This is a genomic window from Vibrio sp. 1CM2L (assembly GCF_023161695.1).
In the GTDB taxonomy this organism is placed as follows: Bacteria; Pseudomonadota; Gammaproteobacteria; order Enterobacterales; family Vibrionaceae; genus Vibrio; species Vibrio coralliirubri.
This window is the reverse complement of record NZ_JALNTT010000008.1, coordinates 114,889-134,521: the sequence shown is the minus strand read 5'-3', so window position 1 is coordinate 134,521 and position 19,633 is coordinate 114,889. Positions and strand designations below refer to the sequence as shown.

At 41.5% G+C, this 19,633-nt stretch carries 19 protein-coding genes; 13 read left to right on the top strand and 6 right to left on the bottom strand.

The window, feature by feature from the left end; all coding sequences use genetic code 11:
• Positions 1–16: 16 nt before the first annotated feature.
• Positions 17–931: a sulfate adenylyltransferase subunit CysD gene (gene cysD / locus MSG34_RS21185; protein WP_050644518.1), complete on the bottom strand. Its 915-nt coding sequence runs from the start codon at positions 929–931 to the stop codon at positions 17–19.
• Positions 932–1,239: 308 nt separating this feature from the next.
• Here cysD and MSG34_RS21180 point away from each other — a divergent pair, with 308 nt between their 5' ends.
• The 5 genes from MSG34_RS21180 to MSG34_RS21160 all read left to right on the top strand — a co-directional run bounded on the left by MSG34_RS21180 (position 1,240) and on the right by MSG34_RS21160 (position 5,904).
• A complete protein-coding gene (locus MSG34_RS21180; RefSeq protein WP_248339287.1) occupies positions 1,240–1,674 on the top strand; it encodes a rhodanese-like domain-containing protein in 435 nt (144 codons plus the stop codon).
• 123 nt (positions 1,675–1,797) lie between these two features.
• The gene (secB, locus tag MSG34_RS21175) at positions 1,798–2,265 is read left to right on the top strand and encodes a protein-export chaperone SecB (protein ID WP_009847959.1); all 468 of its coding nucleotides are present in this window, start codon (positions 1,798–1,800) and stop codon (positions 2,263–2,265) included.
• 178 nt (positions 2,266–2,443) lie between these two features.
• The gene (gene gpsA / locus MSG34_RS21170; protein ID WP_248339285.1) at positions 2,444–3,508 is read left to right on the top strand and encodes an NAD(P)H-dependent glycerol-3-phosphate dehydrogenase; all 1,065 of its coding nucleotides are present in this window, start codon (positions 2,444–2,446) and stop codon (positions 3,506–3,508) included.
• 181 nt (positions 3,509–3,689) lie between these two features.
• Positions 3,690–4,511 carry a serine O-acetyltransferase gene (gene cysE, locus MSG34_RS21165; protein ID WP_009847961.1) on the top strand — a complete coding sequence of 274 codons (822 nt, stop codon included), beginning with the start codon at positions 3,690–3,692 and terminating at the stop codon, positions 4,509–4,511.
• A gap of 241 nt (positions 4,512–4,752) precedes the next feature.
• Positions 4,753–5,904, top strand: coding sequence for a peptidoglycan DD-metalloendopeptidase family protein (locus tag MSG34_RS21160; protein WP_248339284.1), 1,152 nt, complete (start codon positions 4,753–4,755; stop codon positions 5,902–5,904).
• Positions 5,905–6,310: 406 nt separating this feature from the next.
• Here the strand turns inward: MSG34_RS21160 and MSG34_RS21155 are convergent, their stop codons facing one another.
• Both MSG34_RS21155 and MSG34_RS21150 read right to left on the bottom strand, forming a co-directional pair.
• Positions 6,311–6,949 carry a TetR/AcrR family transcriptional regulator gene (locus MSG34_RS21155; RefSeq protein WP_017061441.1) on the bottom strand — a complete coding sequence of 213 codons (639 nt, stop codon included), beginning with the start codon at positions 6,947–6,949 and terminating at the stop codon, positions 6,311–6,313.
• Positions 6,950–7,058: 109 nt separating this feature from the next.
• The gene (locus MSG34_RS21150) at positions 7,059–8,222 is read right to left on the bottom strand and encodes a nucleotide sugar dehydrogenase (RefSeq protein WP_248339283.1); all 1,164 of its coding nucleotides are present in this window, start codon (positions 8,220–8,222) and stop codon (positions 7,059–7,061) included.
• A 152-nt stretch (positions 8,223–8,374) separates the two neighbouring features.
• Between MSG34_RS21150 and rfaD the strand changes: the two genes are divergently transcribed.
• The 4 genes from rfaD to MSG34_RS21130 all read left to right on the top strand — a co-directional run bounded on the left by rfaD (position 8,375) and on the right by MSG34_RS21130 (position 12,695).
• A complete protein-coding gene (gene rfaD, locus MSG34_RS21145) occupies positions 8,375–9,316 on the top strand; it encodes an ADP-glyceromanno-heptose 6-epimerase (RefSeq protein WP_248339281.1) in 942 nt (313 codons plus the stop codon).
• Between the two features lie 140 nt (positions 9,317–9,456).
• Positions 9,457–10,413 (top strand): lauroyl-Kdo(2)-lipid IV(A) myristoyltransferase, encoded by a 957-nt coding sequence (gene lpxM / locus MSG34_RS21140; protein ID WP_248339280.1) that lies wholly within the window; start codon positions 9,457–9,459, stop codon positions 10,411–10,413.
• 19 nt (positions 10,414–10,432) lie between these two features.
• Entirely contained in the window at positions 10,433–11,608 is a 1,176-nt protein-coding gene (locus tag MSG34_RS21135) for an O-antigen ligase family protein (RefSeq protein ID WP_248339279.1), read from the top strand.
• A 1-nt stretch (position 11,609) separates the two neighbouring features.
• Positions 11,610–12,695 (top strand): glycosyltransferase family 4 protein, encoded by a 1,086-nt coding sequence (locus MSG34_RS21130; RefSeq protein ID WP_248339278.1) that lies wholly within the window; start codon positions 11,610–11,612, stop codon positions 12,693–12,695.
• A gap of 10 nt (positions 12,696–12,705) precedes the next feature.
• On the opposite strand, the gene MSG34_RS21125 is transcribed toward MSG34_RS21130, so the two are convergent.
• From MSG34_RS21125 to MSG34_RS21115, 3 genes are read right to left on the bottom strand one after another with little or no spacing between them, the layout of a single operon-like run.
• The gene (locus MSG34_RS21125; RefSeq protein ID WP_248339277.1) at positions 12,706–13,647 is read right to left on the bottom strand and encodes a glycosyltransferase; all 942 of its coding nucleotides are present in this window, start codon (positions 13,645–13,647) and stop codon (positions 12,706–12,708) included.
• Positions 13,644–14,651: a WavE lipopolysaccharide synthesis family protein gene (locus MSG34_RS21120; protein ID WP_248339276.1), complete on the bottom strand. Its 1,008-nt coding sequence runs from the start codon at positions 14,649–14,651 to the stop codon at positions 13,644–13,646. Before MSG34_RS21120 ends, MSG34_RS21125 begins: the two co-directional genes overlap by 4 nt.
• Complete coding sequence (locus tag MSG34_RS21115; RefSeq protein ID WP_248339274.1) at positions 14,644–15,774, bottom strand: glycosyltransferase; 1,131 nt, start codon at positions 15,772–15,774, stop codon at positions 14,644–14,646. The genes MSG34_RS21120 and MSG34_RS21115 overlap by 8 nt, the downstream gene beginning before the upstream one ends.
• Before the next feature lie 77 nt (positions 15,775–15,851).
• Here MSG34_RS21115 and MSG34_RS21110 point away from each other — a divergent pair, with 77 nt between their 5' ends.
• From MSG34_RS21110 to waaF, 4 genes are read left to right on the top strand one after another with little or no spacing between them, the layout of a single operon-like run.
• Complete coding sequence (locus MSG34_RS21110) at positions 15,852–16,223, top strand: HAD hydrolase family protein (RefSeq protein WP_171367960.1); 372 nt, start codon at positions 15,852–15,854, stop codon at positions 16,221–16,223.
• Between the two features lie 2 nt (positions 16,224–16,225).
• A complete protein-coding gene (locus MSG34_RS21105) occupies positions 16,226–17,803 on the top strand; it encodes a capsular biosynthesis protein (protein WP_248339273.1) in 1,578 nt (525 codons plus the stop codon).
• Complete coding sequence (locus MSG34_RS21100) at positions 17,800–18,522, top strand: glycosyltransferase family 2 protein (RefSeq protein WP_248339272.1); 723 nt, start codon at positions 17,800–17,802, stop codon at positions 18,520–18,522. Before MSG34_RS21105 ends, MSG34_RS21100 begins: the two co-directional genes overlap by 4 nt.
• A 30-nt stretch (positions 18,523–18,552) precedes the next feature.
• Complete coding sequence (gene waaF / locus MSG34_RS21095) at positions 18,553–19,632, top strand: lipopolysaccharide heptosyltransferase II (protein WP_248339270.1); 1,080 nt, start codon at positions 18,553–18,555, stop codon at positions 19,630–19,632.
• Position 19,633: the final 1 nt, after the last annotated feature.

Here is a 19,633-nt window from a genome sequence, read left to right as displayed (position 1 = left end):
AGCAGCCCTAACCCTATTAGAAGTAGCCTTCACGTTTTTTCTTCTCCATGGAACCAGAGCTATCATGATCAATGGCACGGCCTTGACGTTCTGAAGTCGTTGTTAGTAACATCTCTTGGATTATTTCAGGTAGAGTAGTTGCTTCAGATTCAACGGCACCTGTCAGTGGGTAACAGCCAAGGGTACGAAAACGTACCATTTTTTCCTCTGCCACTTCACCTTCTTTAAGTTCCATACGTTCATCATCAACCATAATCAACATACCATCACGCTCAACCACAGGGCGAGGCTTAGATAGGTATAACCCCGGGATTTCAATATTTTCTAGGTATATATACTGCCAGATATCTAACTCTGTCCAGTTAGACAATGGGAATACGCGGATGCTTTCACCTTGGTTAACTTTACCATTGTAAATATTCCACAGCTCTGGTCGCTGGTTTTTAGGGTCCCAACGATGATGTTCATCACGGAAAGAATACACACGCTCTTTTGCTCGAGACTTTTCTTCATCGCGTCGCGCACCACCAAAGGCTGCATCAAAACCGTGCATATCTAGAGCCTGCTTTAGACCTTGAGTTTTCATAATATCAGTATGTTTAGAGCTACCATGCACAAATGGATTAATGTTCATAGCCACACCTTCAGGGTTTTGATGAACAATTAACTTCATTCCAACTTTCTCTGCCATGTAATCGCGAAATTCAATCATTTCTTTGAATTTCCACGTGGTATCAACGTGCATAAGTGGGAACGGAGGTGTACCTGGGGCAAACGCTTTTTGTGCTAGGTGAAGCATCACAGAAGAGTCTTTGCCCACAGAATACAACATCACAGGATTATCAAACTCAGCAGCCACTTCTCGCATAATATGGATAGATTCAGCTTCCAATTGCTTTAAGTGAGTCATTTTTTCAGGGGTAATCTTCATTGTCATACTCTATATCTAATTATCAATAACTAGCACTTAACGTCTAATCATATAAGGCCATCAAACCAACAGGTTGCGCCTTAATCAGGCACGCTACCGCCCATTAGTATTAAGCGAAACTACACTACGCACTATGGGTCAGTAACCATCAACAAATCAAACTATTCTCTCATTTCGTAACTCAAGAGGCAAATCAACGATAAATTCCGTAATAAAGACTGAGAGCTAAAGCCTATACAGAAAACCCCAAACCTCGCTATACTCCTGACCTATAGTTTTTCGCCCCATAACGAATAAGAGTTCAAGACATGCAAGAGTTAGTTCCATTTGTTCAAGAAAATATGATTTTAGCCATCGTATGGATCGGCTTGGTTGTTGCCATCATTACGAACGTTATCAAGACATCAAACGCAGCCTACAAAGAGATCACGGCAGCGCAAACCACACACATGATTAACCGTGAAAACGGTGTTGTGGTTGATATTCGTACTAAGGATGAGTTCAAAAAGGGCCATATTACGGACGCAGTTCACATTTTGCCGTCAGACATCAAAGCAAATAGCTTTGGTAGCCTTGAAAGCCACAAAGCAGACCCAATCATCGTAGTATGCAAGACAGGTCAAACCGCTCAAGAAAGCGCTAATCTACTGGTTAAAGCCGGTTTCGAAAACGTAAGCGTACTGAAAAGTGGCTTAGTGGCTTGGAGCGAAGCTAACTTACCTTTGGTTAAAGGCAAGAAGTAGTTAAAGGTAATAAACCGTTAACGACAAGCAGTAAACTGACCTAATTACACGAATATGACTTTAAGGTTTTGTTCGGCGATATGACGAACAAAACCTAACTTATAAATTTTTAAGGACAAGAAAATGGCTGAAGCAGCACAACAAGACGCACAACAAAACTTCGCAATCCAACGTATCTTCCTAAAAGACGTATCTTTCGAAGCGCCAAACTCTCCAGACATGTTTCAAAAAGAGTGGAACCCAGATGTAAAACTGGACCTAGACACTCAAAGCCGTGAACTTGGCGAAGGCGTTTACGAAGTAATCCTACGTCTAACGGTTACCGTTAAGAACGCAGAAGACACGGCATTCCTTTGTGAAGTTCAACAAGGCGGCATCTTCTCAGCAAGCGAAATGGAAGCTGGCCAACTGGCTCATTGCCTAGGTGCATTCTGCCCGAACATCCTGTTCCCATACGCTCGTGAAACGATTTCTAGCCTAGTGGTTAAAGGTACGTTCCCACAACTGAACCTAGCTCCAGTAAACTTTGATGCTTTGTTCATGAACTACCTACAAAACCAAGCTCAACAAGCTGAAGGCGAACAGGCTTAAGTCTCACAGTAGAACTTAACTCTGACGATTCAAGCGCTAGTTAGCTTTTAAATGCACATCGCAACTTCTGCGATGTGCATTTTTTCTTTACACTGTACTAAGATTGAAAGCTCTGCTTATTTTAGTGGAAAGCTTTTTCAGAACTCTTCGATTTCCCTCATTATTTTTAGGTGGAAGCATGACAGAAACAACTCGCCCGACTAATACGGCAGACGCTTACGGTAAAGACAGCGCTTACGGCAAAGAGATCGCCATGACAGTGATTGGCGCAGGTTCTTATGGGACATCTTTAGCGATATCTCTAGCGCGTAACGGTGCCAATGTTGTTCTTTGGGGGCATGACCCTGTTCATATGAATCGCCTTGAATCAGAGCGTGCGAACAATGAGTTTCTACCAAATATAGAATTCCCAGAAAGTCTGATCATTGAATCTGACTTAGAAAAAGCCGTGACTTCAAGCCGAGACCTTTTGCTTGTCGTCCCAAGCCACGTATTTGGCGTTGTGCTTAACAGCGTTAAACCTTACTTAGCCTCAGACTCTCGCATCTGTTGGGCGACAAAAGGCTTAGAGCCAGAAACAGGCCGCCTGCTTAAAGATGTCGCGCACGATGTGCTGGGTGATGGTTACTCGTTGGCGGTTCTATCAGGACCAACCTTCGCCAAAGAGTTAGCGATGGGTATGCCAACAGCTATCTCTGTAGCTTCACCTGATGAAGTTTTTCTAGAAGAGATCCAAGAAAAAATCCACTGCGGTAAAACATTCCGCGTGTATGCAAACTCAGATTTCATTGGTATGCAACTTGGCGGCGCAGTGAAGAATGTTATCGCAATTGGCGCAGGCATGTCGGATGGTATTGGCTTTGGTGCCAATGCACGTACCGCACTTATCACTCGCGGCTTAGCCGAGATGAGCCGATTAGGTGCAGCTCTTGGTGCACAACCAGAAACCTTCATGGGTATGGCTGGATTAGGCGACCTAGTACTAACCTGTACTGATAACCAATCACGCAACCGCCGCTTTGGTTTGGCGCTTGGCGCAGGCAAAGATGTGGATACCGCACAAGAAGAAATTGGCCAAGTCGTTGAAGGTTATCGCAACACCAAAGAAGTTTGGTTATTATCAGAACGCATGGGCGTTGAGATGCCAATCGTTGAACAAATTTATCAAGTGCTGTATCAAGGGAAAGATGCACACTTAGCAGCACAAGATCTACTTGCACGAGACAAGAAGTCAGAAAGATAGTAAGAGCACTAACGAGATACGAAGAGAATAAAAGCGGATACGAGATGCGAACTACCCAAAGAAAGATCTCCAACTCGCTTGTTCCTCAGTTCTAGAATCTCGTTTGCTCTAATTGGCTTTTCTAAGCTATTCGCATCTCTCATCTCACTACACTTATCTGGTTTAAGGAATGGATGGTAAAATGAAACACTGTGAACAACAAAAAGTTTGGCAATGCATTGTGAAGGAAGCTCGACAGCAGTCGGAGCAAGAACCTATGCTTGCGAGTTTTTATCATGCCACGATCATCAACCATGAAAGTTTAGGCGCAGCCCTTAGCTACATCCTAGCAAACAAGCTAAAAACAGCTTCAATGCCAGCGATGGCAGTGCGTGAAGTGGTAGAACAAGCATTTAAGCAGGACCAATCGATTATTGATGCTGCCGCTTGTGATATTTGCGCGACGGTAAATCGAGATCCTGCGGTCGAGATGTACTCGATGCCCCTGCTTTATCTGAAAGGCTACCACGCCCTTCAGGGTTACCGAGTGGCTAACTGGTTGTGGAAGCAAGGTCGTATTGCGCTTGCCACTTACCTACAAAACCAAATTTCGGTTGCTTGCCAAGTGGATATTCACCCTGCAGCTCGTATCGGTAAAGCGATCATGCTCGACCACGCGACAGGCATTGTGATTGGTGAAACTGCCGTAGTCGAAAATGATGTGTCGATTCTTCAAGATGTAACCCTTGGTGGCACAGGTAAAGAAGGTGGCGATCGTCACCCTAAAATCCGTGAAGGCGTAATGATTGGTGCCGGTGCTAAAATACTCGGCAACATTGAAGTGGGTGAAGGCGCGAAGATTGGTTCTTGCTCTGTGGTTCTGCAAGCCGTACCACCTCATACAACAGTCGCTGGGGTTCCTGCAAAAATTGTCGGAAAACCGAAAACAGACAAGCCCTCTTTAGACATGGACCAAGGGTTCAATGGTCGCTCTCAGAACTTCATCCATGGTGATGGGATTTAAGAACAGATGCGTGATTCGAGTAACCGAGATGCGAAGAGCTTAAAAGCAGATGCGGGATTCGAGTAACCGAGATACGAAAAGCTTAAAAGCAGATGCGGGATTCGAGTAACCGAGATACGAAAAGCTTAAAAGCAGATGCGAGATTCGAGATTCGAGTAACCGAGATACGAAAAGCTTAAAAGCAGATGCGGGATTCGATTCAGCGAAATTCGAAAAATTAAGAGCAGATGAATACAACTAAATGACGATAATGATGAAACAAATTCGAGCCATTAGCCGGACTCTTCTGATATCTACCAGCCTTTGCGCTGCTCTGTTATCTACATCGTCATTTGCCGCCTCTCAGGGGGAACTGAAAGGCGTATCGAGTGAAATATCTCGCCAACAAAAAAACCTGTCCTCACAACAGAAAAAACTCGATAGCCTACAAGCAAGCCTCAAGAAACAAGAGCTATCCATCGCTTCGCTTGAAAAAGCGATTCTAGACAGTAAAAAGCAACTCAATACTGCCAATGCAAATATTGCTAACTTAGACACCAAGATTAAAGCGCTTACTGCTCAGAAAAAAGTCCATACCGATAAGTTAGAGCAACTGATTCAGACTTACTACATGACAAGTCGAGCCAAAGCGTCTTCTCACATCCTCAACACGGGTGTCGAAGAAGATCGTATCAGTCACTATTACCAACACCTTGCCAAAGCTCGCTCCGCAACAATCAAAACGATTGAACAAACTCAACTTGAGCTAGAAGAGAGCCATAAACAACGTCAACTTGAGCAAGAACAGATAGCAACACTGCTAAAACAACAAACTACCAAGCGCGATACGCTAGCCAAAACCCAAACACAACGTAAGAAAACCGTTGGTAGCATCAAGAAGAACATCTCGGGTGACAAGAATTACTTAGCAGAGCTTCAGCGAAATGAAACTCGCCTCAAAGCTGAAATAGCGAAAGCAGAAAAAGCGGCTCGAGAGCGACGTAATGCTGTCCCTATGGATGGCTTAGCCAAACGTAAAGGCAAACTACCTTGGCCAATCAAAGACAAAGTTTTGCATAGCTATGGCTCAAGCCAAACGGGTCAAGTTAACTGGAAAGGCATGGTGATCAATGCCAAGTACGGGCAGCAGGTAAAGTCGGTTTACTCAGGCACGGTTGTGTTTGCAGAGTATCTGCGTGGCTATGGTTTAGTGGTTCTTCTCGACCATGGTAAAGGTGATATGACACTCTATGGCTTTAACCAAGCGCTTTTAAAGAAAGAAGGTGACAAGGTTAAAGCGGGTGAAGCCATCGCGCTTGCTGGTGACACTGGCGGCCAAACGCGCCCATCACTGTACTTTGAGATTCGCAGAAACAGCCAAGCTCAGAATCCGAAGAGTTGGTTAGTTAGGTAAGAGCAGATACGGGATTCGAGTAACCGAGATGCGAAGAGCATAAAGCAGATGCGTGAGCGAATGTTCCAGATACAGAAGGGTTAAAGTTGGTACGAGAAAAAGTACTAATAGTCTTGAGTAACCCCAAATAGTTAAGAAACCTTGGACTAGTTACGTACAAAGCCTCGTCATTCCAGAATTGAGGAACGAAATATCTGGAATCTCGCTACTACATTGTTAACCTCGAGGGTAAAGAAAGATTCCCTATCACGCTCGTACCTCACTGTAGGGAATGACGTCGCTATTTACAATGCATGATGAAGAAATCGATACGAATAACATGTTAACCAAGAGCTTTAAAAAGCGAGTGCAGTAATCGTATTAATGAGTAACCACAGCTCTTCGTATCTCGCTTATTCGTCTCTTTCTACTTAGAGTTCAACGCCCTTACACCGTCTTCCAACAATGTCAGCTGCTCAAAACCTTGCGCAGTCGCAATTGGTTTAACGGTCGCAATCATCTGCAACATTCCTTGATGTACCACTTGCTCGGTAATTTGGGCTTTTGGAGACATCGCCGATTGATAAGCTAACCAACCCGATGCGATCAAGTGAAGAGAAGTGACCATAGACTTCATTTCCGTATCCGTTGCTTTGAGCAAGTTCAACTCAACAAAGGCTCTCATAATGTCGACAAGATTAGTTTGCAGCTTTTCTTGTACAGCCATGTAATCAAGGTGGAGTTTTTCATCACGTGACAATATTTCAGGTAGGTTCGCATAGAAGAATCGGTACTTCCACATCAGCGTGAAGATAGAATCTAAGTAGCTCTTTAGTAGCGTGAGGCTTTCTTGCTGTCCTTGAATAGGTGTGAATCTTTCAAGTAATTCTGTCGAATAGAGAGTAAAGATATCACGGACAATTTCTTGTTTGTTGCGGAAGTGGTAGTAGAGGTTGCCAGGGCTAATCTCAATATGTTCAGCAATATGATTGGTCGTAATACTGCGCTCGCCGTGCTCATTAAAAAGCTCTAGTGCAGCGTAAACAATCTTGTCACGTGTTTTCATTAGTAATTAGTATCCCTATCCGTTTAGTGGCTCAGTATATCCCCACTAAACGAATAGATCGAGCTGTTAACATCTGGTCGAATTAGCAAGCGCTAAAACTAACCTTCTATCAATCACTGCCAAACAGATCTCGTGTGTATACCTTATCTGCAACGTCTGATAGTTCATCGACCATTCTGTTGGATACAATCACATCCGATACAGCTTTGAACTCTTCGAGATCAGAATAAACCTTCGAGTTAAAGAAATGCTCTTCTTCCAACACAGGTTCGAACACGACCACTTCAATACCCTTTGCTTTCAAACGCTTCATAATCCCTTGAATCGACGACGCACGAAAGTTGTCTGAACCAGCCTTCATGATCAATCGATAAATACCGACAATTTTTGGCGAGCGCTTAATAATTGAATCCGCAATGAAGTCCTTACGAGTGCGGTTAGCATCGACAATGGCACCCACAATGTTGTTAGGTACATCTTGGTAATTAGCCAACAGTTGTTTGGTATCTTTTGGTAAGCAGTAACCACCGTAACCAAATGAAGGGTTATTGTAGTGATTGCCAATACGAGGGTCTAAGCCCACACCTTCGATAATCTGGCGAGAATCCAAACCGTGCGCTTCGGCGTAAGAGTCGAGCTCATTGAAATAAGAAACACGCATTGCTAGATAAGTATTTGAGAATAGCTTTACTGCTTCTGCTTCTGTTGAATTAGTAAATAGCACATCTATATTTTCTTTTTCAGCACCTTCAACCAGCAGATTTGCAAACACTTTAGCTCGCTCAGAACGCTCACCAACAATGATTCGTGATGGGTGTAAGTTATCGTACAGGGCTTTGCCTTCGCGCAAAAACTCAGGTGAGAACATAACGTTTTCGCAGTTCAGCTCTTGCTTAACGCGCTCAGTATAACCAACAGGTACTGTTGATTTAATCACCATGATAGCCTTGGGGTTAATATCCATGACGTCTTTAATGACCGATTCCACAGAGCTGGTATCAAAATAATTATTTTTTGGATCATAATCAGTTGGAGTAGCAATGATGACAAACTCAGCATCTTTGTAAGCCGCTTTATCTGTTGTCGCCCTGAAATTCAGCACCTTATTTGATAGAAAGTGCTCAATCTCATTATCTACAATCGGCGACTGCTTACTATTCAGCATTGTCACTTTTTCATCGATGATATCTACCGCGACCACTTCATGATGTTGTGCTAACAGCATTGCGTTTGATAGACCCACATACCCAGTACCGGCCACTGCAATTTTCATATTAATACCTATAACTTTGAGCCATTTACTCAATTTAATTCACAAATTTACTGGTCATATCATACTCTGCTTGGAGAATTATTCCACTAGCCCGCCTCATCCATTCCTTGCTATACTCGTGACAGATTTGTATTCAAAAGAGTTAGAAAATTATGATTATCGTAACTGGTGGTGCTGGCATGATCGGCAGCAATATTGTTAAGGCGCTTAATGAAGCGGGCCACAACGATATTCTAGTCGTCGACAACTTAAAAGATGGTAAGAAATTTAAGAACCTTGTAGACCTAGACATCACTGATTACATGGATCGTGATGACTTTCTAACTCAGGTTATGGCTGGTGATGATTTCGGTCATATTGAAGCTATGTTCCATGAAGGGGCATGCTCTGCTACCACTGAGTGGGATGGCAAGTACATGATGCTTAACAACTATGAGTACTCAAAAGAGCTACTTCATTACTGTGTTGAGCGTGAAATTCCCTTCCTATACGCCTCTTCCGCTGCAACGTACGGTGAAACTGATACTTTCATTGAGGAACGAGAATACGAAGGTGCCTTGAATGTCTACGGCTATTCAAAACAACAATTTGATAACTACGTTCGTCGCCTAACCGCGGATGCAGCAGCGCACAACGAAACGCTTCCACAAATCGTTGGTTTCCGATACTTCAACGTTTATGGCCCTCGTGAACAACACAAAGGTAGCATGGCCTCTGTTGCCTTCCACCTAAACAACCAAATGAACGCTGGTGAAAATCCAAAACTGTTTGAAGGCAGCGAGACCTTTAAGCGCGATTTTGTTTATGTTGGCGATGTGGCAGCGGTAAACCTCTGGTTCTTAGAAAACGGTGTTTCTGGCATCTTTAACTTAGGCACTGGTAATGCAGAATCTTTTGAAGAGGTTGCTCAGGCAGTAATCAAGCACCATGGTAAAGGCGAAATCGAAACGATTCCTTTCCCTGAGCATTTAAAAGGTGCTTATCAAGAGTTTACTCAAGCTGACTTAACCAAGCTTCGCAATACTGGTTGCGATATCGAGTTTAAAACAGTAGCAGATGGCGTCGCTGAGTACATGAAGCTCGTAAACGCATAGCTGTAAGCTTTATATTTCAGATTAAGACTATTAGTGCATCCTCTTTTTGCGGTGCATTAATAGATAATCTAATAAACATAATCATTCCCTGAGTGACCGATATAAAGTTAACTCTCTGATTTAAATAATGTAGTGAACGAATGACCACACAACGTAATGATTTTGATCCAAAAGCTTACAATCCTGAGTTTGAATGGGGATTTCTAGCACCTAAATACTGGGGCACTTGGATTGCTGTTCTGTTATCGTCTTTAGTCTGCTTCTTACCTAATAGCATTCGTTTAGCACTCGCTAAGTTTATGGCTAAGCAAGCTGTAAAAATCAAGAATAAGGCTAACCGCCGAGCTCGCGTAAACCTTGAGATGTGTTTCCCGGAGCAATCTGTAGAACAGCGCGAAGAAACTCTCTATCAGTCATACGTTACATCTATCTCGTTTTTGATGGGGTTTGCATCTCTAACACTAAAAAGCAAAGATTGGTTAGAAAATAACACCTCGATAAACGGCCTGAGCAATCTAACCGATATTACAGACAGTGGCGAGAATGTGATCTTGCTGGTACCACACACATGGGCCATCGATATCCCAGCGGTATTATTAGCTTCACGCAATTTACCTGTGTCTGCGATGGCGAAAGCACAAAAAAACAAACTCAGTGACTGGCTAATGCACCGACAGCGCGTGCAATACGGCGGTCGTGTTTATGATCGCAGTGGTGGTATCAAACCTTTCATCAAGTCAGTACGTGATGGGTACCTTGGTTACTACCTCCCTGATGAAGATCTTGGCCGTGAACACAGTGTCTTTGTAGACTTCTTCGCAACTCAAAAAGCAACAATTTCGGGTCTTGGGCGTCTATCAAAATTGAGCAAGGCTAAAATAGTTCCTTTGTTTGCTCAATACGACAGTAACACTGGCCAATACACCCTGGACTTCTACCCTGCTCTACCATTCCCCACAGGCAGCGAAGAACAGGACGCACGCATGATGAATCAATGCATTGAAGATTACGTGAGCAAAAAGCCAGAGCAATATATGTGGATATTACGTTTATTAAAAACTCGCCCAGACACAGATAAAAATCCCTATGCAGTATAGATTCGAACGAGCTTTATTAATGAAAAACAATATTATTAATAGTTTAATACTACTCCCTTATTTTTATTTATTCATCTTCATCGCAATCTTACCTGGCGGTGAAAAGAATATGGTCGTTGTGGCCCTTATCTCTATCTTTGCAAGTCTAGCTGTTGTATCAAAGCACAGCATAAAACAGAACTTATCTAATTATACATTTTGGATCTTTCTACTATTCACTGCTTTCATATCTCTAAAATACTTATTGCAGAGCGCAAGCCCAAGCATGCTTCGAGCTGCATTATCCGTATCACTGCTTATGATTATTTTTCCTCTAAAGTTGCTCAATCAGCGCTCCTTAATGTGGATGTCATTTATAGGCTCGATTGTCCTTACAGCTTTTATAAGCTATCACTTGCTGTACTTAGGTACACATCGAGGGGACCTTCTTCTCAATGCAATACCATACTCGACTCTCTGTGGCACTATAGCTGTCCTTGCTCTTTATCAATTTATAGAGACAAAGAAATTACTACCTATCGCGACTACACTACTATCAATTAGCAGTATACTAATTTCAGAGACAAGGGGAATTTGGTTAGCTCTATTATGTGCACTCTCGATTTTGCTCTTTTTTTACCTCAGAACACAAAAAAAACGTTGGCGGATTTTAGGGGCAATGCTCATTGTCTTCTTTTCGATATCTTTTATATTTCAAGACCAAGTGACCGAAAGGTATGAGAGAACGGAGAGAGAATACGCTGCGATTCAAAGAGGTGATTACGGAACATCGATCGGTCTTAGGTTTCAAATGTGGGAAGCAGCAACAGAAATTGGTAAACGCAACCTCTGGGTTGGTGTCGGCTCTGAACACAAAAAAGTATTTTTAAATTTAGTTGATGAAGGGTTAGTCGAACCAAGTTTAGCTAAATTCCACCCAGATCAGTATCATAACCAATTTTTTGAAAACTTTGCGAAAATGGGAATTATTGGATTAATTTTTACATTGATGTTGTTTTTAGTACCGCTATATTATGCTGTAACCAAAAGAAATGAAAAAAGCAGTCTAATCTTTTCTTTAGTCGCTTTCTATTTTATAGCTTGCTTAACTGATTCACCACTTTGGTATGCAGAGACTACTTTAATGTATATGATGCTGATAATTCCGCTATGCAATGATCAACTCTCTTTCAAACCAGAAATAAAGACGAACTAATATGAATATTTTAATTTTTAGCTCCTACAAAGATGCATGGAATAGCGTTAGACCCGAAGCAGAAATGTTCATAGAAATGTCTCGTCTTGGACATAATATTACGATTGTAACTCAAGGTGATGCTGACTATGTTAGCCGATTCATAGATTGTGGTATCAAAATCATAGACTGCTATCCAAAGAAAAAAATTTGTTTATCGGCAATACAAGTGCTTCGTACAGAGCTAAAAAATAAAACATATGACATTGTCTATGCGATGAATTCTAAAACAATACCAAATGCGGCATTCGCTTGTATTGGGTTCAAAAAGACTCGATTAGTGACATACCGAGGGACAGTTGGTGGTCTCTACCGTCATGATCCATCAGCTTACCTAACTCACCTACACCCACGAGTTAATGGTATTAGTTGTGTAGCCCAAGCTGTAGCTGATGACGTAAAGAAACAAGTTTGGAAAATTAAAGACAATATCAAAACCATTTATAAAGGTCATGACATGAGTTGGTACCAAGCTAAGCCTGCAGACCTTACACAATTAGGTGTTCCCAAAGATTCAATTATTGTAATTTGTATCGCTAACGCACGACCAAGTAAAGGTGTACACATACTTCTAGACAGTATGCGCCAACTCGTTGATATCCCTAATCTGCATCTTGCTCTCGTTGGGAGAGATATGGATACACCCGAAAATCTATTACTGTCAGAAAAAAGCGGTATAGCAGAGCGTATTCACTTTTTAGGTTACCGAAAGGATGTTCCAGAGCTGCTAGCAGCAAGCGACATCCAAATCCAACCATCGATCAGTGGAGAGGGGTTACCGAAAACTATCATTGAAGCAATGGCAATGGGCGTCCCATCAATAGTTACAACGACTGGGGGTGGTAAAGAACTCCTTTTAGATGGCGAATCAGGATTTGTTGTACCAGTTAAAGACAGCACTGCGATCGCCGAAAAAATTCGTTTTCTAAGTCAAGACAAAACCAAACGAATTGAGATGGGGGAAAAAGCTAAGGGAAGAATTCGTGACGAATTCTCCACTCAAGCAACAGCAGAGCAACACATTAGTTTTTTCAAATCACTATTTTAGGCCTCTAACCTCACTTAATGCTCTTAAAATACCCCCTAACCTTATGTCTATAGCCAGAGACTAGTCGATACGGAAGCTTAGCAGAAAAGAACGCAAGCCAAGCTTCCATTTTAGTATCGTACTTAGCATTGAATAAATTGAGTAGTAAACCAATATACTTCTGTCGAGTGATAAGCTTAGGGATATATTCATGGGCGCCAGCATGTCCACAATCTTTTATAATCATAGGCAAGTCATAAGACTCCCTAAGTAATATAGTTCGCCAAGATGATATAAAAGTGCTCTTTGTCTCCATTTTAAGTGTGCTATTGCCCACTTCATGGCGATATAAAATTAGAGAACTCATTATCTTTATAGCCTTTCCTTTCAGAAGGCTTCTAAACAAAAAAATCCTATCTTCATTAATGACCCTTGCATCAATCGGAGGGAAATCATTGAATAAAGAGCTATCTATAGCCATTGAGCATCCTGATGGCATGATTTTTCGCTTAATCAGTGTGTCCACATCAAAGTTAAACTTTTCTGAAGTATCTCTTCCCGATACAACATTGGAATCTTCATCAATACAGTCAAATTGACTTAAAATCAGCGTTGGTTTTTGTTCAGACTTCCATAGCCTGTATTGCTCTTCGATGCGTGTAGAAACTGATATATCGTCGCAATGCTGAGTGATGATAAGTGTTTGACTAAATTTCCCTCGAAGTTTATTTATTTGAGTTGCCAGTCCAGAGTTATTAAGGCTTATTTCTACCTCTACATCCAACCCAATTGGCTTGCCTTTTAAAGCTTCCTTAATAACTTCCTCGGTGCAATCACTTGAACCATCATCAAAGATCATTAACTTTTTAGGCCATACTGTTTGGTTAAATATCGACAGGATAGACTCTTTTGTATATTTATCTTGGTTATAAGTAAACAGCGCGACAACTACATCATCTAGTATTTTTTTCATTGGGAAGCCTTACTATATTTTTTCTTTCTCTTTTTTAACTTGCTAGCTGTTTCAAACCTAGTTGGGAATACATGTATGCAGCGTAGTAAGAAGACCCTAAATTTTTTCCTATAGCACTTAGTAATTTTATAGTCGCGATCGCAATAACGCTTATACAACAATTCCCACTCAAAGAACTGAATGTGTGCAACCTTTCCAGAGGTTCTCGACACTCTTGCTGTGCCTAAAAACTTCAAACACAATCCGAGCCCCAATTCACTAGCGGGCGCAACAACCAGGTTATTTGCAATAATTTGATTGGAACGCTCAATTGCTCTATGACTACGATCCAATAAATGCTCAAGTCGAATGGATGAATCAAATTGTTTGAGAGCAGCAAGAAACAGTGCCTGCGTACAATCTATGATAAAATTGGGATAACCGGGACTGATCGACTGGCTTCTTGAAGGTTCAAAGTCTTTGAATAACGGAAAGTTCCACAAAGAAAGAACATCTTTGGTTAACCCAAAGTAAAAGAAATCACTTATGTGGTAAGCAACTGGATAACCTTTGGCATACTTCCTAGAAAAAACGTCACAAACCACAACACGTTCTTCAAGAAATGCGTCGACATCAGAACGCTTTAAGTACTTTTGCTGCAACTCTACAAAGTGATTAGAGGTTAGATAGTTATCACTACGAAGTTTTAGAGCATACTTAGTCTTGACTCTTTTCAATCCTTCAACAGAAGATACAATTTGACGGTTATTGTTATACTTCTGAGGCTCACCTTTTAATGTATAGTTACGACTGTTACTACCTGGGTCTGGGGAGATGACAAGCTCATCAAAGTCTAACCCCGTGAGGTCTTGTTCAGGCCAAGTAGACAGAATAATTTGCGCGCCAGGCAGGTGCTCCCGGACCGAATTTAAGCATTTAATCGTAATATTAGGTTCTTGCGGACGATCATTAAAATTTTGTACGGGCCCCTGAACCACAACAGTTATATCTTTAAAGTCAATCACAAAGTTTCTCGATCAGTTTAGAGTAGCGTCTGCTAACCACTTGATTTGATAAAAATGGAATGTCGTCTGGCCCTACTTTCGGAGGATGCTCCAGCACTAAATCGATTTTTTTAGCAAGACTGTCAGCATCTCCTTTAGGAACGATCCATTCAGATAATCGACCAGAAAGTAACTCACCAACACCACCAACATCCGTTGCCACTACAGGGGTGTTTAACGCCAAACTTTCAATGACGACAGTCGGTAGACCTTCAATATCAGAGCTTAAAATATAGGCACTGGCCTTTTTATAATAAGGCAACAAGTTTTTACAGAACCCCCAAAAAACGATATCGTCAACGACACCTAACTGCTCCGCTAGTTGCTTAAGCTCCTTAAGTTTGCGCCCTTCACCAAAGATCACCAATTTATGAGTTCTCTTCGTTTTTGCATAAGCTCGAATTAATACATCAAAACGCTTTGTTCGATCTGGACGCCCCGCAGCCATGATAAACTTATCAGGTACTCGCTCTGTAACACCTATTTCAGCACGCCTCGCTAAATCAGAAAAATCAAATCCATTATAAATAGTTTCAAGGCTAATTGGTGTCGCTCTCATCTTGTCTAACATATCGGATTTTACAGAGTTAGATACAGCTAACAATCGTTTGTCACTGTACACAGACCTGTAAACTAGCTGATGAAAAACTTTCGATAGTCCTTTCCTTCTTCCTAAGAAGTTATCGTACTTACAGCTATGTAAAACACCATAATGTGGTAAAGACATAGAGCTAAAGCTAATAAATATTGAGCCATGAACTATTGCAGCATCATAATCTTGCAAATGTGAATCCAGCTGTCGACTAAAGTATCCGCTGCACAAGAATTGATAGATATGTCTCCCAAAAATGTATTTTAGGAGCCTAAACTTAAAACCAGACAAACTGCGTTGACTTTGGTTACTAAGACCATGGATGTCAACGTACTGATCGTTGTCCTTTAAGTCTTCCTCAGGACGTTCAATAAAAACATAATCAACTTGCCAACCATCTTGACGTAGTTCCTTAACTACATCACGGGTTACAAGGTATAAACTTGTGTGGTAATTACCACTTAACACAAACGCTATCTTCTTCGTGTTCATTTATAGGTCTCATTTACTATAAATACATACGTCTAAATGCTAACATATCTTCTCCTCTAACATGTACTTTGCCTATGATGAAAAGACTAATTGTTGACCTAGACGGCACCATAACAACTGCCGACACCTCTGATTATAGAAATGTATCTCCAGATTTAGAGGTTATCTCACGCCTACGGGAATATAGAGCTAAAGGCTTTAGTATTACGATTTCAACAGCAAGAAATATGCGCACTTACGAGGGTAATGTAGGTAAGATAAATATTCATACTTTACCTATAATTACCGAATGGCTAGATAAACATGATGTACCTTATGATGAAATCTTGGTTGGGAAGCCATGGTGTGGTCACGAGGGGTTCTACATCGATGACAAGGCAATTCGTCCATCTGAGTTTCGAAAAATGTCATTAGATGAGATCTATAATCTGCTTGATGAGGAGCGCTAATCTTGTTCTTAATTATGTCTGCAGCCTATGTTGGTCAAGATCTAAGAGCCGAGTTTGGTTCGATTCCACCCGCTTTTCTACCTCTGGGTAATCGACGATTATTTCAACATCAAGTTGCAAAGGTTCCGCAAGGAAAGAGTATCTATTTATCTGTACCTAAATCTTACCCGGTACAGGAATTTGACCGTTTGTGGTTAGAAGAACACAACGTCACCCTATTGCCACTTCCTGACAACCTATCATTGGGTGAGTCTTTGATGGCAGCTTTAGCTCTCATTGAGCATTCTTTTGATACTGATCTAAGCATTCTATATGGTGATACTCTAATAACTCCACCGAGTACACAAGATGTTGTGTCAATATCAAAAACGGACAGCACATACAATTGGGCAACCGTTGATGAAGGAAAACCTGAATGGCTTGATACTGAAGGCGTTAACATTGGTGTACATAGCCAAGTCGTTAGTGGTTACTTCAACTTTGCCTCACCAAGGACCTTGATTCGCTGCCTGAGCCAAACACATTGGAACTTTTTACAAGCACTAAGCCTTTATCATGATATCAATGGTATCCAAACCTGCCAGTGTGATGATTGGTTAGATTTCGGTCATATCAATACCTATTACCGTTCTAAAGCCCTCTACACAACACAGCGAGCGTTTAACGAACTCACGATTACTGCTGATTGGATTGAAAAAAGTAGCGCAAAAGATAAAAAGATTGCAGCTGAGTCTAACTGGTTCAAGACACTTCCGGGCTCGCTAAAACATTTTGCACCACAGTACCTGGGAGAAAAAAAAGTCGATAAACGAACGGCTTATCGTCTTGAATATTTATACAACATCGCTCTTAATGAACTATTTGTATTCGCTCACCTCCCGGAGATGACTTGGAAGCAGATCTTAGATCAGATGCTTTCTTTTCTATCAGCATGTCAAAAGGAAAAAGCTCCCCTTGACGCGGCAACGGACTCATTAGACAGTCTATTTTCTGGTAAAACAGAACAACGACTGCAAGAGTTTTGTCAAAATAGAAGCTACGATTGGGAACTTCCGTGGCGTTTTAACGGCAAAGCCTCTTTGAGTTTAAAAGCACTTTATGAAGCCACTCTGGATGATATACCCAAAGGCCAACAACCAAGCTTAATGCATGGCGATTTTTGTTTTAGCAATATACTTTACGACTTCCGAAAAGATCGAATCAAAGTAATCGACCCGAGAGGAATTACCTCGAGTAATATCCAAAGCATCTACGGACACATCCAATATGACATAGCAAAAATATGTCATTCTGTTATCGGATTATACGATTGGATCATCGCTGGCTATTATCAAGTTGATACTCATGATTATCGAATAAACTTTTCTCTTGCTGATACCGAACATTTAACCAGTATCCAACAGATGTTTATTGATGCATTAACTAAACACTACGCTTTGTCAGAATCAGCATTGTATGCAATGCAAATTCAACTGTTTTTATCTATGCTTCCATTACATAGTGATGATCCAGAACGACAAGATGCTCTGATGGCTAACGCCTACAGACTCTATTACCTAATGCTAGAGAACAAGAAATGATCATAATTCCAATGGCGGGGCTGAGTTCTCGTTTCTTTAAAGCTGGTTTTAAGCAGCCTAAATACATGCTTGAAGCACATGGTTGTACATTATTCGCTCATGCAATCAACAGTTTTAAGGACTACTTCTCTTCCGAGAATTTCCTATTTATTGTTCGTGACGTTCAGGGCACTCCTCAGTTTGTCGCTCAGCAGGCAACCTCTCTGGGTATAGTGTCTTATGAAATTAAAATTTTGAACGAGGAAACGAGAGGTCAAGCAGAGACAGTATATTTAGGTAGTCAGCACTGTGATGATCGTGAACCTATCACAATTTTTAATATTGATACTTTTAGACCCGGCTTTAACTATCCGGCTTCGATGGATCAATGGGATGGCTATCTAGAGGTTTTTTCAGGTGAAGGGGATAATTGGTCTTATGCTCGTCCAGTTTCCAGTAAAACTACCAAGGTCATCGAAACTGCAGAAAAAAGACGTATTTCTGACTTGTGCTGCACAGGGTTATACCAATTTTCTTCTCTAAAAAACTATCGAGATAGTTACCTTCACTATCTATCTTTACCTTCAGAGGAATGGGATAAGGGAGAGCTCTATGTAGCCCCTCTTTATAATTATTTGATTCAGAGAAACAAGAATATCCATTACCACTTAATTGACCGAAACGAGGTTATCTTTTGTGGTGTTCCCGATGAATACTACAAGTTTTTAGAACAAAAATAGTATCAATCAAAGAATAGAAGTAGCACATCGATGAAACGAATTTTAGTCATTGGCCCATCTTGGGTTGGAGACATGGTCATGTCTCAATGCCTTTATAGCACTCTCAAAAAACAAAAAACTGATGCTATCATAGATGTAATGGCTCCAGCATGGTGTCGGCCGATACTTGAGCGTATGCCCGAAATAAACAAAGCTCTCGCTTTACCTTTTGGTCATGGCGATTTCAAATTCAAAGAGCGCCGTTCCCTAGGGAAATCTTTGCAAGGGAAATACGACGAGGCCTACGTACTACCCAACTCAGCAAAATCGGCCTTAATTCCATGGTTTGCCAAAATTCCTGTCAGAACAGGGTGGAAAGGAGAGATGCGCTTCGGTCTTTTGAATGATATTAGACCAAATAAAAAGTCCTTCCAATTCATGACTGAACGCTATGCTGCACTAGCCTACCCAAAAGAAGAAATGACGGGCTCGGAAGCACTTGGCGGATTAGAAAAGCTACCCAAACCTAATCTCTATATAGACAAAAAATCACAGAAGCTGGCTGTCGAAAAGTTTAACTTAAAAACTAAACGCACAACTGTAGGTCTATGCCCTGGAGCTGAGTTTGGTCCAGCAAAACAATGGCCAACAGCGCATTATGCAGAAGTTGCATCCGCTCAAATCAAGAAAGGGGCACAAGTTTGGTTATTTGGTTCAGCAAAAGACAGTGCTACGACTCAGGAAATCATTTCACACATCCCCGAGCCATTAAGAGAGCATGCCTTCGACCTAGCGGGAAAAACAAGCTTAATCGAGGCCGTTGATCTATTAGCATGCTGTCAAACCGTAGTCAGTAATGACTCGGGGTTAATGCATGTCGCTTGTGCTGCCGGCTGTGATGTTGTAGGTGTCTACGGCTCTACTTCACCCAGTTATACTCCACCATTAGCGAAACGCAGCACCGTTGTACATACTGAAATAGAATGCCGTCCTTGTTTCAAGCGTGAATGCCCCTATGAGCATTTAAAATGCTTGACTGAGCTAAAGCCAGAAAAAGTTATTCATGCAATTCAAGAACTGAGTAAACAAAGGCTAGAAACGATTATCACAACTTCCAAAGTAAACTCGTAAT